Raw genomic sequence first — 15161 nt, forward strand, 5'->3', positions numbered from 1 at the left:
GATTTGTCATGAAACTCGTTGTCTTCCTTCTTGTGATTCTGACTTTCGTCGTGCTGGCGTTGGCGATCGGTCTCTGGACTCTCGCGCGCCAGGTTGGAATTCTTTTTGAGAGAATTTCTCCCATGGGCGCGCTGGTCAACGATTCCGGTCCCGAGGTGGGGCAACGCACGCCCGAATTCAGTCTTCCGAGCCTTACGGGCGGGCAGGCCGTCATAGGGCCGAAATCCCTGCGATCGACGCTGGTATTCTTTCTGTCGCCGACCTGCCCGATCTGCAAAAAGCTTCTGCCTATACTGGATTCGGTTCGGAAGTCGGAAGGTCAATGGCTGGATGTCATCCTGGCCAGCGATGGCGAGGATGGGCAGCACAAACGCTTTATCGAAAATGCCCGACTTTCCAGCTATCCGTATGTCGTCTCGGCGGAACTTGGGCTGGCCTATCGTGTCGCACGCCTGCCCTATGCGGTGCTTTTCGACGAACACGGCATCATCCGCGCCAAGGGGCTCATCAATAGCCGGGAACAGTTCGACAGTCTGTTCAATGCTTTCGAGATGAAGGTCGGTTCGATCCAGGCTTATCTCGATGACCGGGCGGTAGCGCAATACTGATCCGAGTGTCTTCGGACTCACTCTTTAACCCTTATTGCCCGTTCAAAATATTGGAACATTTCTGATGGATAATCTGATCGATAGTCTGCTTTCATGGGTCGATACCCGTGCCGAAGCGCGTATGCGGCGCCTGGCCGGACGTGCCGGAAGACGGAGTTTTCTGCACAAGGCGGGGGGGATTTTCGTCGGGGGGGCGGTTTTGCCGATGCTGCCTTACGATAATTCCAACGGCGTCGCCCACGCGCGGGATGTCAGTGATCCCAACGCCATCCCCGATAATTGCGACTACTGGCGGTATTGCTCGCTCCATGGATCGCTGTGCAGCAAGTGTGGGGGAAGCGTGACGCAGTGTCCGCCCGGCACGACGCCCTCGAAGGTTGCCTGGGTCGGGACATGCAGGAATCCGAAGGATAACAAGAATTACCTTGTCTCCTACAACGATTGTTGCGGGAAGGCCGGGGCCTGCGGCGAGGAGTGTACGCGTCAGGAACGCGATCGCCCCGGATATCGCATGGGGCTGGCGAGCGAGTCGAGCTGGTGTATCGCGAATGGAGGCAGTGGCGTCCACTGCACGGTTGCCGTGGTCGTGGGGATGGCGGAATGAAGTATTCGGCCGGTATTTTCTGTCTGGCGTTGACCCTTCTGGCGTCGCCGGCCTATTGCGCCGATACCGGAAAGGACCTGTTTCTGAACAATTGCGCTGCCTGCCATCAGAGCAACGGCAATGGTCAGGCGGGTCTCGCGCCGCCCCTGACGAACAAGCGGCTCTGGCAGGGGATGGGCGATGGCAGAACCCAATATATCGCGGGTGTTGCGTTGACCGGCCTTGTCGGAAAGATCGTATCGGAAGGGGAGACATATTCGGATCTTGCCATGCCGCCGCAGAATCATCTGACCGACGGCGAACTGGCTCTGGTTGCCAACTATATATTCAACGATCTGAACGGTATCGACACGCATGCCGCGGGGGAGGATTTTGCGCGCACGCGTGCGGCGCCGCCGTCTCATGCCAAAATCATGATGATGCGGGACGCTGCGTTAAAATGATTCGGACAATCATCGGGGCAGGGCTGCTGGTTCTGGCGTCTTCATGCGCGGCGCTGGCAATGCCGACGCGAAATGAATATCTGCTCAAATGCTCCGGATGTCATCTGGCTGATGGCGAAGGGATGCCGTCACACGGCATACCCAATTTTATCGGCCAGGTGGGCATGTTTGCCGATATTCCCGAAGGGCGTGCCTATATCATGCATGTTCCGGGAGTTGTCGGGTCGAGCCTGAGCGATCAGGACATATCGGCCGTGCTGAATTACATCATGAAGACTTTCGCGGGAAAGTCCTTGTCGCCGGACTCCAGGCCGTTCACGGCGGAGGAGGTGGCCAGGCTTCGCGCGGAAAATATCGGAAATGTTGTCGAGTATCGCAGGAAAGTCGCTAACATTCTTGCGGCGCGTGGTTTGACGGCACCTGCGTATCCCTGGCCTTGAACGTGGTCTTTACAATGCCGGACAAAAAGAAGGCATAGGGACGGTCGGGTCTGAAGTCCGTCTTTATTTATCCTGATCTGTCTGTCGGTGGAATATCGGCGGGATGGGAAGGTAGGCGATAAGTATAGATTCTAAGCTTGTCTGTACTCATTCTGTGGGTCGGCGAGGGGACTGGAATATCTTTCTGTGAAAGGAGTGTTGCGATGAAGAAACGAAATGCGTCTCGCGCGAATAGGGTCGATGGCGTCGTGTTCATGAAGACGGGCGTGCGACTTGTTATTCGCGGTGATGAAGAGGGCGTCGATTCCGATATGCGGCGGCATTCCAGTCTTGCTTTGCGTCGTCGGATGATTCTGCCTGTACTGTCGCTGCTGATGGCGTCGGGATGTGTTTCGGCTTATGGCGCGGATACTGTCAGCAAGAAAAATCATGCGCGGCCGGTTCACCGGAATGAAGCCGGACGAAAGGGTGTGCCGCCTCGTGATGAAGTGATCAGCGTTCAGGTTTCGCGTTTTCGCTCGCATGGTGCGGAATCAAGTGTGACGCGCCATGTCATGGACCGCTTTGTGGCCGGCACGAGCCCTATGCAGATATTGTCGGCGACGACGCCCGGTGTGACATTCGCGTCCGACGATGCCTTCGGTCTGGATACGCTGGCCAACACGCTTTATGTTCGTGGTTTCAACCAGAGCCAGATCGGGGCGACACTTGACGGAATCCCCATGGGGGATCAGGGATTCCTTCAGTATAACGGGCTCAACATCGATCAGGCTGAAATCCAGGACAATATTTCCGGGATGGAACTGTCGCAGGGCGGTGGTGCTTTGACGGTGCCGTCCACGCAGAATCTCGGTGGCGCCCTCCAGTTTTATTCCTCCGATCCGACGGACAAGTTCGGCGGAAAAGTATCGCAGCTTTTCGGCAGCAATAGTTCCTTCAGAACATTTGCGCGTGTCGATAGCGGGTCGCTCAATGCGACCGGTACGAAGCTGTTTGTCTCGATGGCGCGGACGGATAACGACAAATGGAAGGGGTATGGCAGCCAGTTCGAGCAGCAGGTCAATGCCAAGCTGGTTCAGCCTCTGGGCTCGCTGGGCAAGATCACGACGATGTTCAACTGGTCGCAGTTCCAGCAATTCAATTATCTTGGCCTGAGCATGAATATGTTCAGAAAATTGGGCCGGAAGCTTGATTACCTGTATCCTGACTATAGCACGGCCTATAATGCGGCTCTGGGAAATTATCCCGCCGCATATCAAGTTCTGGGCAACTCGGCCGATCTGCAGAATGCAACGTATCTGGACGGGGCACAGAGCCAGCAGAACTATCTGATGGCGGTGATTGCCGATCTGCATCTGACATCGCGCCTTGATGAAAAGACGATACTTTACGCGCATCTGTCCAATAGCGATATCGAAGCGACGGAGAATTTTCCCTCGCCCAATGGTGCGCCGCTTGCTCAGCAAAATGGCCCCAATAATCTGCGGCGTATCGGCTTTGTCGAGTCTCTGGATTACCGTATTGCAGGAAATACTATTCAGACGGGGGTCTGGTACGAAAATAGCGGCTATTTTTATCCGGCCGATTTCTTTCAGGAGCCGCTTCTGGGAGAAGGGCCGCCGCGTAACCCGCTTGGTCCGTTCAAGGATCCATTTGCGCGGGAGTTGACCGATCAGTTCAATACCAATATTTTTCAGTATTATCTTCAGGACACCTACGCGATCCGGCGTGATCTGCGTATCAGTGCCGGTTTCAAGTCGTTTATCCAGACCACGCATGGCGGGGCCAAGAGCAATGATTCGGCCTTCACGGGGGAAGATGAACTCCCGAGCGGGACATTGACGGCTTCGAGTGCGTTCCTTCCTCATTTTTCCGTCAACTATAAGCCTGATTCGCATAACGAAATTTATGTCGATATTGCCGAAAACATGCGTGCGTACAGCTATAGCCCTTGGTTTGTCGCGAACGGGGGGGCGTGGGCCGTTCAGAACCAGCAGCAGTTCGTCAGTAACAAGAGTACGATCAAACCGGAGCGTGTGTGGGATTATGTTCTCGGGTACCGATTTACGACGAAGCATTTCGACCTGACGGCGGATGTTTATCATGCCGATTACTATAATAGATTGCTCAATACGACCGCCGGTTTGATCGTCCAGCCGATCAGCACGGTTGTGAATGCGGGTCGGGAGTCGATCTATGGGGCGGATGTGTCGGCGACGGTACGGCCGTTCGACGGGTTGGAGATCTTCAATTCGGTCAGCTACAACGATTCGGAATATCAGCGCGGCATCATGTATGAAAGTGCCTATGTCGAACTGAAGGGGAAGAAGCAGGTCGCTTACCCGAGCTGGATATACAAGACGAATGTCTCGTATGCCTATCGCCAGTTCCGCGCCACATTCAATGCGACCTATACGGATCGGCGCCCGCTTTCTTATGCCAACGATGTTTTCGTGCCGGCCTATTGGCTGGCAGGCGTATCGGCGAGTTACGATTTCGGACGGATTGGGGTGTTGCAGAACCTGCGGGCGGATCTGGGTGTCACCAATCTGTTCGGCGGTAAATATATCGGCGGCATGGGGTTCTCGGGATATCCGGTATCGGGCGATTATCCGACCCTGTTTGCTGGTGCGCCGCGACAGTTTTTCGGCACGCTGTCCGCAAAATTCTGATGATCTGCCGCCGGTATCGTCACTGATGGTACCGGTTCGCATATCGCCAATTCCAGGCCTGGCAGCAGTCAACATCGGAAGCGGGTTCTGACGGACGCTTGTCGTGCGTCAGAGCCCGCAGGTGATGGCGGGTGCTGTCGGCTTTGCCGGGACCAGGTCATGACGTATCGCCTCTTATGTCGCGCGGTGATCCTTGCCGGATGCGCCGTGCAGCCGTTGATCGCTTATACATCCTGTGCGGTGGCGCCTTCCGTGCCGCCGCAGCAGGTGCTTGTGCAGAGTGTACGGGCCGCGCCGTTCACCAGGACCGCGGACCTGCCCGGACGAACTGAGGCCGTGGAGATCGCGCAGGTTCGTCCGCAGGTGAACGGGGTCATCAAGCAAAGACTGTTCAAGGAAGGGACGGATGTTATGGCCGGTCAGCCGCTCTATGTGATCGATCCGGCCCCTTATCAGGCGATTTACGATGCCGCTGCCGCGCGGGTTCTGCATGCGCAGGCGGTGAAAGGCTCGGCGCGGGCGCGGCTGGACCGATACGGCCCGCTGGTGCGGATTCATGCGGTCAGCCGCCAGGATTATGACGATGCCCTGGCGCTGGCGCGGGAGGCGGACGCCGATATCGCCCAGGCGAAAGCCAATGTCGCGCGTGCGGGGGTTGATCTCAGTTACACCCGAGTACGCGCGCCTATTTCCGGTCGTGTGGGGCGCTCTCTCATGACTGTCGGGGCGCTGGCGGCCATAGGGCAGAATTCCAGTCTTGCCGTCATCACCCGGCTTGATCCGATTTATGTGGATGTCAATCTGCCGGCAACCAGATTGCTGCAATTGCGCAGGGAACTGGCCCAGGGACGTTTGCGGCGGGTCAGCGAGGATGCTGCGACAGTCACGCTGACGCTGGAGGATGGCAGCCTGTACGAGCAGGCCGGAAGACTGGAGTTTTCCGAAGTCAATGTGGATGAGGCCAGCGGCACCGTCGTGGTGCGCGCGGTGATGCCTAACCCGGAACACATGCTGCTTCCGGGTATGTATGTCCATGCCAGGCTGGAAGAGGGCGTCGATCCTGCCGCGCTGCGGGTGCCGCAGGATGCGGTCTTTCGTAATGCGCATGGCGATCCGATGGTCATGGTCGTGGACGGTGGCAATGTGGCCAGTGCGCGGGCGATTGTGACCGGTCCGGCCGTCGGTGGCGACTGGATCGTGATGTCGGGCCTGAAGAGCGGCGAGCGGATCGTGGTGAGCGGACGGCAGAAGATCCGCGCGGGCGACACCGTTGATCCCGTCGCGGCGCCCCGGTCCGTACCGTCCGTTGACGCCGATTGAAGGCAGAACAGATTATGTCTCGATTTTTTATCGATCGGCCGGTTCTTGCCTGGGTGGTGGGGCTGATTGTCATATTGTTGGGCGGGATTTCCCTTTTTCGCCTGCCGGTTGCCCAGTATCCGTCAATCGCCGCGCCGCAGATCGCGATCAGTGTGATGTATCCGGGCGCTTCCGCCGAGACGGTGAACAATACCGTGGTGCGGCCGATCCTGCAGCAGATGTTCGGGCTCGATCATCTGGTGTACGTGTCCTCGCAATCCTATGCCAGCGGGCAGATGGAAATCGACCTGACCTTCGCGCAGGGGACCGATCCGGATATCGCCCAGGTTCAGGCGCAGAACAGGCTGCAACTCGTGCTGCCGCGCCTGCCGATTGCCGTGACGGCGCAGGGTCTGACGGTCACGAAGGCGGTCAAGGACTTCATGATGGTGCTGGCGTTCATTTCCAGGGACGGCAGCATGTCGGGCTTCGACATCGCCGATTACGTGGCATCGAACGTGTCGGATGCGATCAGTCGTGTGTCCGGTGTCGGCGACCATACGCTGTTCGGCTCGGAATATGCCATGCGGATCTGGATGGACCCTGGGAAGCTCTATAAATACGGGCTGACGATCGGTGACGTGCGGGCCGCGCTGATGGATCAGAACGTGCAGGTCTCCTCCGGCGAGATCGGGGGGCTGCCGGCCAGGCCGGGCACGCGCATAGACGCCACCATCATCGGTCCGACCCGGCTGACCTCGCCCGAGGCGTTCGGGGACATCATGCTGCGTGTCGAACGCGGCGGCTCGCAGGTTCGTCTGAAGGACGTGGCGCGGATCGAACTGGGGCCGCAGAGCTATAACGTGACCTCCTTCTACAACAACCAGCCGACGGTCGGTCTGGCACTGAAGCTGGCGCCCGGAGCAAACCAGTTGACCACGGAAGCTTCCGTGCGCGCGGAGATGAAGAACCTCGAGAAATTCTTTCCGCCGGGTCTACAGGCCATCTATCCGCTGGATACCGAGCCCTTCATCGTGCTGTCGATCAAGGAGGTCGTGATCACGCTGGCCGAGGCTATCGCGCTGGTCTTCGTTGTGATGCTGATCTTTATCCAGAATTTCCGTGCGACGCTGATTCCGACCATCGCCGTGCCCGTCGTGCTGATGGGGACGTTCGGCATTCTCGCGGCTCTGGGGTTTTCGATCAATACGCTGACCATGCTGGCCATGGTGCTGGCGGTGGGGCTGCTGGTCGATGATGCCATCGTGGTCGTCGAGAATGTCGAGCGGGTCATGGCGGAAAGGAAGCTGCCGCCACGGGAGGCGGTGCGGGTCTCGATGGACGAGATTTCGGGCGCGCTGGTTGGCATCGTGCTGGTGCTGACGGCGGTGTTTCTGCCGATGGCGGCCTTTGGCGGTTCGATCGGCGTGATCTATCGCCAGTTCTCGATCACCATCGTCGCCGCCATGTGGCTGTCGGTGCTGGTGGCGATGATCATGACGCCTGCCTTGTGTGCGACGATGCTGAAACCGGACATGCATCAGAGGACAACCGGGCTGGCGGGGCGGTTCAACCGCGCCTTTGGCCGAATGACCGATGGGTACCGGGCGAGTGCCGGATGGATGCTGCGGCGCGGTGGGGCGTCGCTGGTGATATATGGTCTGCTGGTCGGTCTGGTCGTCTTCCTGTTCATCCGGCTTCCGGAAGGGTTTCTTCCGGACGAGGATCAGGGGTTGCTCTTCGGTCAGGTGACGCTGCCTCCGGGGGCTACGGAGGAGCAGACGGCGGCGGTCAATCGCCGGGTTGGCGATTATATCCTTCGGAGCGAACGTGAAAACGTGGTGTCGGTCTTCGCGACGAATGGATTCAATTTCGCGGGCGAGGGGCAGAATGCGGGCGCTTTCTTCATCCGTCTGAAGGACTGGAGCATCCGGCAGGGCGCTGAGCGGTCGTCGGCCGCGATCGCGATGCGGATCATGACGCATTTCGAGACGGACCGGGACGCCGAGATTTTCGCCATCAACCCGCCGGCGGTGCTGGAGTTGGGCAACGCGACCGGTTTCGATCTTGAACTGGAGGATCGCGGGCATCTCGGTCATGAGAAGCTGCTGGCCGCCCGCGACCAGATCCTGATGGCGGCGGCCAGGGACCCGCGTCTGGCGGCCGTGCGTTCGAACGGTCTGGAGGACGCGCCGCAATACAAGCTGGAGATCGACCGCGAAAAGGCGAATGCGCTGGGTGTGACCAATGCCGAAATCAATACGACGATCGAAGGGGCGCTGGGGTCGATCTACGTCAATCAGTTCATGCGCAACGATCGGGTGAAGCAGGTTTACATTCAGGGCGAGGCCGATGGACGCCGGTTGGCCGAGGATCTCGGCAAATGGTATCTGCGCAACGCCGCGAACGGGCTGGTCCCCTTCGATGTGATCGCGAAAGGTCACTGGACCTTCGGCCCGCAGAAGGTCGAGAATTATAACGGACTGAATTCATATGAAATCCTTGGCCAGCCGGCCCCTGGCTATAGCAGCGGCGCAGCCATGGCGGCCATTCGGGAGATCATGGACAGGTTGCCGCCCGGCATCGGGTACGAATGGACGGGCCTGTCGTTCGAGCAGATGCGCTCAAGCAGCGCGACCGGGCCGCTTTATGCGCTGGCGGCAACGGTGATTCTGCTTTGTCTGGCCGGGCTGTATGAAAGCTGGGCGGTGCCCTTCGCGGTGATGCTGGTGATTCCGCTGGGTGTGCTGGGGGCGCTGACGGCCACGTTGTGGCGCGGACTGGCCAACGATGTCTATTTCCAGGTGGGCCTGCTGACCACCGTGGGACTGACTGTGAAAAATGCCATTCTCATCGTTGAATTCGCCAAGGCTTTCTTCGAGGCCGGCGACGCGCTTGCGGATGCGGTGATCAAGGCCGCATGCGAACGTCTGAGACCGATCCTGATGACGTCGATCGCGTTCGTATGCGGTGTGTTTCCACTGGCGATCGCAACCGGGGCCGGGTCGGGGGCGCGGACTGCGATCGGTACCGCCGTCGTCGGCGGCATGATGTCGGCGACCGTGCTGGCGATCTATTTCGTTCCCGTGTTCTTCGTGCTCGTGCTTCGGGTTTTCCGGGTTCGTCGGCGGAAGGATCGCGTGGAACTGTCCCGTGCGGGAAACCTGGGTTCATGACGGGGTATCTTATGCGCAGGTTTGGTCCGCTGCTGTTCGCGGCGCTGTCGGGATGTACGCTGATACCCGATTACCATCGACCGGCGCTGCCGGTCTCCGCCATCTGGCCGCAGGGGGCGGCGTATCATGCCGGGGCGTCGACTTTTGTCGAAACCGCCGCCGCCGATCTGGGATGGCGCGATTTTTTCGTCGATCGGCGGCTCAGGGCGTTGATCGCCCTCGCTATCCGGGAAAACCGCGATCTGCGATCGGCGGCCTCTGCCGTGGTGCAGGCGCAGGGGCAGTATCGTGTGCAGAATGCGTCGCTGTTCCCGCAGATCGGGGCGACGGGGCAGGCGCTCTATCAGGCGCCATCGGACAATGCGGGGCTGAGCTTTGCGCCGGGCTTGCAGCAGGGGCGGGGCAATTCCGCCTATGCGAACGGCAATGTTTTCAAATATTATCAGGCCGATATCGGTTTCTCCGCGTATGAGGTCGATTTTTTCGGTCGTATCCGCAGTCTTTCGCGCGAGGCGGCGGATCGCGCCCTGAGCCAGTCCGCCAACCAGCGCACTTTGCTGATCAGTGTGATCGCACAGGTGGCCACTACCTATGTTGCCTGGCTTGCGCACGGCGAAGAGCTGAAAATAACGGGGCAAACCATGGCATCGCGGGGCGAAACGCTGCGTCTGACCCGCGCCAGCTTCGACAGCGGTGAGGCCAGTCAACTTACCCTGCGGCAGGTCGAAGGACAGTTCCAGCAGGCTGCGGCGGATTATGCGCAGTTCCAGAGGCAGGTCGCGCAGGACGAAAATGAACTCGCGCTGCTGGTTGGCGCGCCGTTGCCGAAGGATCTGCCCCCGCCGGCGCCGTTCGGGCAACAGACGCTTCTGGCCGATCTGCCGGCGGGGCTTCCGTCCGATCTGCTGGATCGGCGCCCCGATATTCAGGCGGCTGAGTTTTCCCTGCTTGCGGCCAATGATGATATCGGTGCGATGCGGGCCGCCTTCTTTCCGCGTGTGATCCTTACGGCTTCGAATGGTGTTTCCAGCCTTCAGTTCCATAATCTGTTCACGAGGGGCGGGACGACGTTCGGCCTGAACCCGCAGATACAGATCCCTCTGTTTACCTGGGGGCAGAACGAAGGAAATCTACAGGCGTCCCGCGCCATGCGGAACCAGCGTGTGGCTGCTTATGAAAAGGCGGTTCAGACCGCGTTCCATGAAGTGTCGGACGCGCTGACCGCGCGTGCCACGTATCTGGACCAGTCGCGGCAGGTTGATGCGCTGGTCATGTCCTGGGCCGATGCCTGCCGGCTGGCGCGGGCACGCTTCGACGCCGGGGTGGATTCCTATCTGACCACTCTGGACGCGGAGCGGACGCTTTATGCCGCCCAGCGAAGCCGGATCGAAGTGCAGGCGGCGCGGTATCAGAACCTGATCACTGTTTACCGCGCCTTGGGTGGGGGATGGCATGACGATACGGCCCGGCCGGGTATGAAGAATGCCGACGGGGGCGCCGCTCCGTTTGCCGATGTGCGCCACGCAGGATGATGGCATGCTGCGTCATGGGGCGCGATGGAGACGAGAGGCATGGCCGCGCTGCGCTTGGTCCTGCCTGATAGGTCGGGGGCGCGTCGTTCGGCCGGCTGGAACCGAATTGAAGTCTGGATGAATCACTATAGTATGGAAAATATCCAATTAAATCAAAGCATAGTGTTCCGGCTTGAAAGCCGTCGCGCATGGGGGGGATGCTCGTGGCTGAGTGTGGGGTATGGGTGCCGGTGACGGGCGAGACCGCCGAGACTGGCATCGCCAGATGGGCCTGAGCTAAGCCATCCGGTGAGATCAGGTTGGCCGCAATGGCGTTTCTGTCGATTCCCACCTAAACGGGCCTGCCCCTACGCTACCGGCCATACGGGCGGCATGTTCATGATAGGAGGATGGGGCGACCGCCAGTTCGCGGCAGATCGGCTCGATCCCTAAGTCCTCACGATGGCCGTCGATGAACGCCATCATCATTTCCCGCGGCGGTCGAACTCCGCCATCGCAAAATACGCCGATTCCTTGCGCAGGATCTCGTTGGCGCGGCGCAATTCCTTGACCTCGCGCTCAAGCGCCCTGAACCGAACCCGCTCGTCACCAGCTTGCCCAGCCGGCCCCTCTCGCCGCCTGGCCTCATCGCGGCACCAGCGGCGCAAAGTCTCCGCCGGGCAACCAATCCTGGCCGCAATCGATGTCATCGCAGCCCATTCCGAGCCGTAGTCGGCGCGATGCTCACCAATCATACGGACCGCACGTTCCCGGACCTCGGGCGAAAATTTCTGGCTCATCGTGTTCATGATAGCGCCTTCTCGCAGATAGGAGCCTCCGGGAAACCCGGGACGCTTCATGCTCACATGATGTTTCGTTGCTGTCGCATCTTAATGGATCGCATGGCTGTGTATTTTTAATGGGTTCTTGTAACTTATTGTTTGCTATGTTGTTAAGCTCTCCGATCTGGTGAAAAGAGCCCTATGATGCACGCTTGTGTGGCTGGTCTGAAGACAGAGGGGCCGCAAGGCATCCTGTCAAACCGGGCATTGTTTTCATTATGTGCCCTGAATTTCTTTATGGCTGACGTGCAGGCGGGGATTGGTCCTTTCCTGGGTGTGTTTCTTCAGCGTCATGGCTGGCAGACCGGGCCGATCGGATCCGTCATGATGGCTGGTGGCATTGTCGGCATGCTCGCCACCGTCCCTGTTGGTGCGCTCATCGACCAGACAACGAAAAAACGTCTGTTGGTCATTATTGCGGCACTCTGCACCATTTCAGCCTCTCTTCTCCTGCTGAATTCACAATCGACGCTTGTCGTAACGATCAGCCAGATGGCCACGGCGCTGGCCGGGGCGGGGATCGGCCCCTTGATGGCCGGAATGACGCTCGGGATTGTTCGCCAAAAAGGTTTCAACGCGCAGATTGGCCGGAATCAGGCCTGGAACCACGCGGGCAATATGGTTGGGGCCGGATTGTCTGGCTGGCTCGGTTGGACGTTTGGCCTGCCCGCGATTTTCTTTCTTGAAGTCACATTTGGTCTGCTGGCTATCGCGGCCGTTCTCCTGATTCCTGAGAAATCTATCGACCATCAGGCTGCGCGAGGGCTGGAAGATGGAAAGAGCCATGCTGAAGGTAAGGCGGAAGGGATAAGGTCGTTTCTTCGGCACAAACCGCTTCTGATCCTCGCGGCCTGTCTCTGCTTCTTTCATCTCGGCAACGCTGCGATGTTGCCGCTTTACGGTATGGCTGTCGTCAGCGCGGGGAAAGGGAACCCCGCAATGTTTACGGCGATGACTGTGGTGGTGGCTCAGGCTGTGATGATCGGCGTCAGTCTTTTGGCCATGCGTTTTGTGGCGAGCCGTGGATATTGGATCGTGTTGCTGATTTCATTTGCTGCCCTGCCGCTCCGGGGCGTGATTGCCGGTACGTTTATCGAGCACTGGGGTGTGTGGCCCGTACAGTTTCTGGACGGTATAGGCGCGGGGCTTCAGAGCGTTGCCGTGCCAGGTCTGGTGGCGCGGCTCCTTAATGGCACAGGCCGGGTCAATGTGGGGCAGGGTGTCGTCATGACGGCACAAGACATCGGGGCAAGTCTCTCACCTGCGTTGGGGGGATGGCTTGCCGAGGAACTGGGCTATTCAACCGCATTTTACACTCTTGGTTGTTTCGCAATTACATCATTGGGACTATGGATTTTCTCGGCATCGGTCATACGTTCTGCGGAGCATGCACACGCATGATGTTTCATCATGAGGCGATCTGGGCGATTGCAGCACTGACAACGGCCGGAGTCATTATCCGGCCATTTCGGATTGCCGAGTGGGTGTGGGCTGTAACAGGAGCCGCACTTCTTGTCGTGATGGGTCTGATCCCAGTTTCCATGGCTGGAGCAGGAATCCTGAAAGGGGGAGATGTCTATCTCTTTCTGACTGGCATGATGCTGCTCAGTGAGACGGCGCGGGCAAACGGTCTGTTTGACTGGATTGCGACATCGGCAGTCAATCATGCTGCGGGCTCAACGCGCAGACTGTTCACACTGGTCTATCTGGCTGGTGTCGTCGTGACGACATTCATGTCCAATGATGCGACGGCAGTCGTGCTGACACCTGCGGTGCTTGCCGTGGCAACCAAGGCGAAAGCGGATCCTCTTCCTTTACTGTTTGCCTGTGCGCTTATTGCCAACGCGGCCAGCTTTGTCCTGCCGGTTTCCAATCCGGCTAATCTGGTTCTCTACGATGGTGCGCTTCCGGCTTTGGGATCGTGGATGGCATCGTTCGCACTGCCGTCGTTGATGGCCATCGTGACAACCTATCTGGTCCTCCGTCTGATTGAGCGCAAACATCTCAGGCAGGCGTGTGCATCTCAGGTGGAGCCAATGCGCTTGACCGTGGGCGGAAGAGCCGCTCTTGCCGGGATCGTGATGACGGCCGTCCTGCTCGTGACGATATCCGCTTTTGATCGTCCCCTCGGTCTGCCGACCGCGCTGGCCGGTGTGGCAACGGCTCTGGCAGTATCCGTGCTGGCACGACGCTCACCATTAACATTGGTGAAGGAGATTTCATGGGGCGTTCTGCCTCTCGTGGCAGGGCTGTTCGTTCTGGTCGAAGCCATCGACAGCACCGGACTGATTGGGGAAATCGCGCAGATACTTAAGCGTGCGGCCCAGTCTGATCCGACAGCGGCCGCTCTCGGCTCCGGTTCCCTTCTGGCGTTTATCTCAAACCTCATGAACAATCTGCCAGCCGGGTTGATCGCGAGCGAAGCCGTGGTACAGGCGCATCCGCCGCGTCTCGTAGTCGATAATCTCCTGATCGGCGTCGATCTCGGCCCCAACCTGTCGGTTACGGGATCGCTGGCCACAATCCTGTGGCTTCAGGTGATCCGCCGGGGCGGCGAGGATGTCGGATTCCTGCAATTTCTCAAGATAGGTGCCGTTGCAATGCCTGTGGCGCTGCTGACCGCCCTCGGTGCGCGACTGTTGATGGGATGAGGTTTCCGTTCATGATTCCATGGAATCAACGTTTTTAAGCACATGTCTGAGCAGGGACACGAGCGTTTCAATCTCCTCTTCGGTCAGACACATTGAAGCGTCCCGGGTTTCCCGGAGGCTCCTATCTGTGAGCAGGAGCTATCATGAACACAATGAGCCAGAAATTTTCGCCTGAGGTCCGGGAACGTGCGGTCCGTATGGGGCACGGCCCCCGTATGGTTGGGGAGCCTCGCGCCGACTACGGCTCGGAGTGGGCAGCGATGAGGTCGATTGCCTCGAAGATTGGCTGCACGGCGGAGACTTTGCGTCGCTGGTGCCGCGATGGGGCCAGGCGGCGAGAGGGATCGGCGTATTTTGCGATGGCGGGGCTCGACCGCCGCGGGAAATGATGATGTCGTTCATCGACGGCCATCGTGAGGAGTTGGGTATCGAGCCGATCTGCCGCGAACTGGCGATCGGCCCCATCCTCCTGTCATGAACATGCCGCGCGTATGGCGGGTTCTGTCGCGACAGCCTGATGGCCCGGTGCGGGGCCAACCGTGTCGATTTCCTGTTCGGCCTGCCGCGCAATGCACGGCTGGTCGCGGAGATCACGGGCGAACTGGCGGCCGCCAAGGCCCAAAGCCGCATGACCGGCAGGCCGGCCCGGCGGTTCCGGATCGCCATGCCGCCCCCAAAAAACACCGCCTCATCCGGCGGTGACGCATTCGCTCGACCGGAAAACCGGAAAACAGGGGGCATCACCAATTTCGACCGTCAGTGGGAATTCAATCCAGACCACAGAGCCAGGCTCATACCTCTCTGTGAGATCGGCACGTTAGGAGCCTCCGGGAAAACCCGGGAGGCTTCACGGCCAGCCGACATACCGACACACAGGCGCGTCATGTCGCAAATATGCAAGTGTCGCGTCATTTT

At 59.2% G+C, this 15161-nt stretch carries 10 protein-coding genes, 3 pseudogenes and 2 other annotated features; of the genes and pseudogenes, 12 read left to right on the forward strand and 1 reads right to left on the reverse strand.

Annotated elements, in window-relative coordinates; genetic code table 11:
• The first annotated feature begins 8 nt into the window (after positions 1-8).
• The 8 genes from ABF821_RS02095 to ABF821_RS02130 all read left to right on the forward strand — a co-directional run bounded on the left by ABF821_RS02095 (position 9) and on the right by ABF821_RS02130 (position 10774).
• Entirely contained in the window at positions 9-608 is a 600-nt protein-coding gene (locus ABF821_RS02095) for a thioredoxin fold domain-containing protein (RefSeq protein ID WP_182973296.1), read from the forward strand.
• A gap of 64 nt (positions 609-672) precedes the next feature.
• The gene (locus ABF821_RS02100) at positions 673-1212 is read left to right on the forward strand and encodes a methylamine dehydrogenase light chain (RefSeq protein ID WP_182973295.1); all 540 of its coding nucleotides are present in this window, start codon (positions 673-675) and stop codon (positions 1210-1212) included.
• Positions 1146-1655, forward strand: a complete 510-nt coding sequence (locus ABF821_RS02105) for a c-type cytochrome (RefSeq protein ID WP_183007920.1) — start codon at positions 1146-1148, stop codon at positions 1653-1655. Before ABF821_RS02100 ends, ABF821_RS02105 begins: the two co-directional genes overlap by 67 nt.
• Positions 1652-2095 carry a c-type cytochrome gene (locus ABF821_RS02110; RefSeq protein ID WP_183007921.1) on the forward strand — a complete coding sequence of 148 codons (444 nt, stop codon included), beginning with the start codon at positions 1652-1654 and terminating at the stop codon, positions 2093-2095. Before ABF821_RS02105 ends, ABF821_RS02110 begins: the two co-directional genes overlap by 4 nt.
• A gap of 203 nt (positions 2096-2298) precedes the next feature.
• Complete coding sequence (locus ABF821_RS02115) at positions 2299-4767, forward strand: TonB-dependent receptor domain-containing protein (RefSeq protein WP_415528910.1); 2469 nt, start codon at positions 2299-2301, stop codon at positions 4765-4767.
• A 159-nt stretch (positions 4768-4926) separates the two neighbouring features.
• Positions 4927-6087 (forward strand): efflux RND transporter periplasmic adaptor subunit, encoded by a 1161-nt coding sequence (locus tag ABF821_RS02120; protein ID WP_415528911.1) that lies wholly within the window; start codon positions 4927-4929, stop codon positions 6085-6087.
• A 14-nt stretch (positions 6088-6101) separates the two neighbouring features.
• Positions 6102-9242, forward strand: a complete 3141-nt coding sequence (locus tag ABF821_RS02125; RefSeq protein ID WP_415528912.1) for an efflux RND transporter permease subunit — start codon at positions 6102-6104, stop codon at positions 9240-9242.
• Complete coding sequence (locus ABF821_RS02130) at positions 9239-10774, forward strand: efflux transporter outer membrane subunit (protein WP_415528913.1); 1536 nt, start codon at positions 9239-9241, stop codon at positions 10772-10774. Before ABF821_RS02125 ends, ABF821_RS02130 begins: the two co-directional genes overlap by 4 nt.
• A gap of 357 nt (positions 10775-11131) precedes the next feature.
• Here ABF821_RS02130 and ABF821_RS02135 read toward each other — a convergent pair.
• Positions 11132-11562 (reverse strand): annotated as a pseudogene (locus tag ABF821_RS02135) (transposase); the annotation flags it as partial.
• Positions 11165-11281 (reverse strand) — a sequence feature (AL1L pseudoknot). (Overlaps the previous pseudogene by 117 nt.)
• A 174-nt stretch (positions 11563-11736) precedes the next feature.
• Here ABF821_RS02135 and ABF821_RS02140 point away from each other — a divergent pair.
• From ABF821_RS02140 to ABF821_RS02155, 4 genes and pseudogenes are all read left to right on the forward strand, one after another.
• The gene (locus tag ABF821_RS02140) at positions 11737-12996 is read left to right on the forward strand and encodes an MFS transporter (RefSeq protein ID WP_415528914.1); all 1260 of its coding nucleotides are present in this window, start codon (positions 11737-11739) and stop codon (positions 12994-12996) included.
• Complete coding sequence (locus ABF821_RS02145) at positions 12993-14246, forward strand: arsenic transporter (RefSeq protein WP_415528915.1); 1254 nt, start codon at positions 12993-12995, stop codon at positions 14244-14246. Before ABF821_RS02140 ends, ABF821_RS02145 begins: the two co-directional genes overlap by 4 nt.
• Before the next feature lie 143 nt (positions 14247-14389).
• A pseudogene (locus ABF821_RS02150) lies at positions 14390-14743 on the forward strand (IS3 family transposase); the annotation flags it as partial.
• Positions 14593-14708: a sequence feature (AL1L pseudoknot), on the forward strand. It overlaps the preceding pseudogene by 116 nt.
• A pseudogene (locus tag ABF821_RS02155) lies at positions 14731-14904 on the forward strand (IS1380 family transposase); the annotation flags it as partial. The pseudogenes ABF821_RS02150 and ABF821_RS02155, both read left to right, overlap by 13 nt.
• Positions 14905-15161: the final 257 nt, after the last annotated feature.

It is taken from the genome of Gluconacetobacter sp., assembly GCF_047721585.1.
Taxonomy (GTDB): domain Bacteria; phylum Pseudomonadota; class Alphaproteobacteria; order Acetobacterales; family Acetobacteraceae; genus Gluconacetobacter; species Gluconacetobacter dulcium.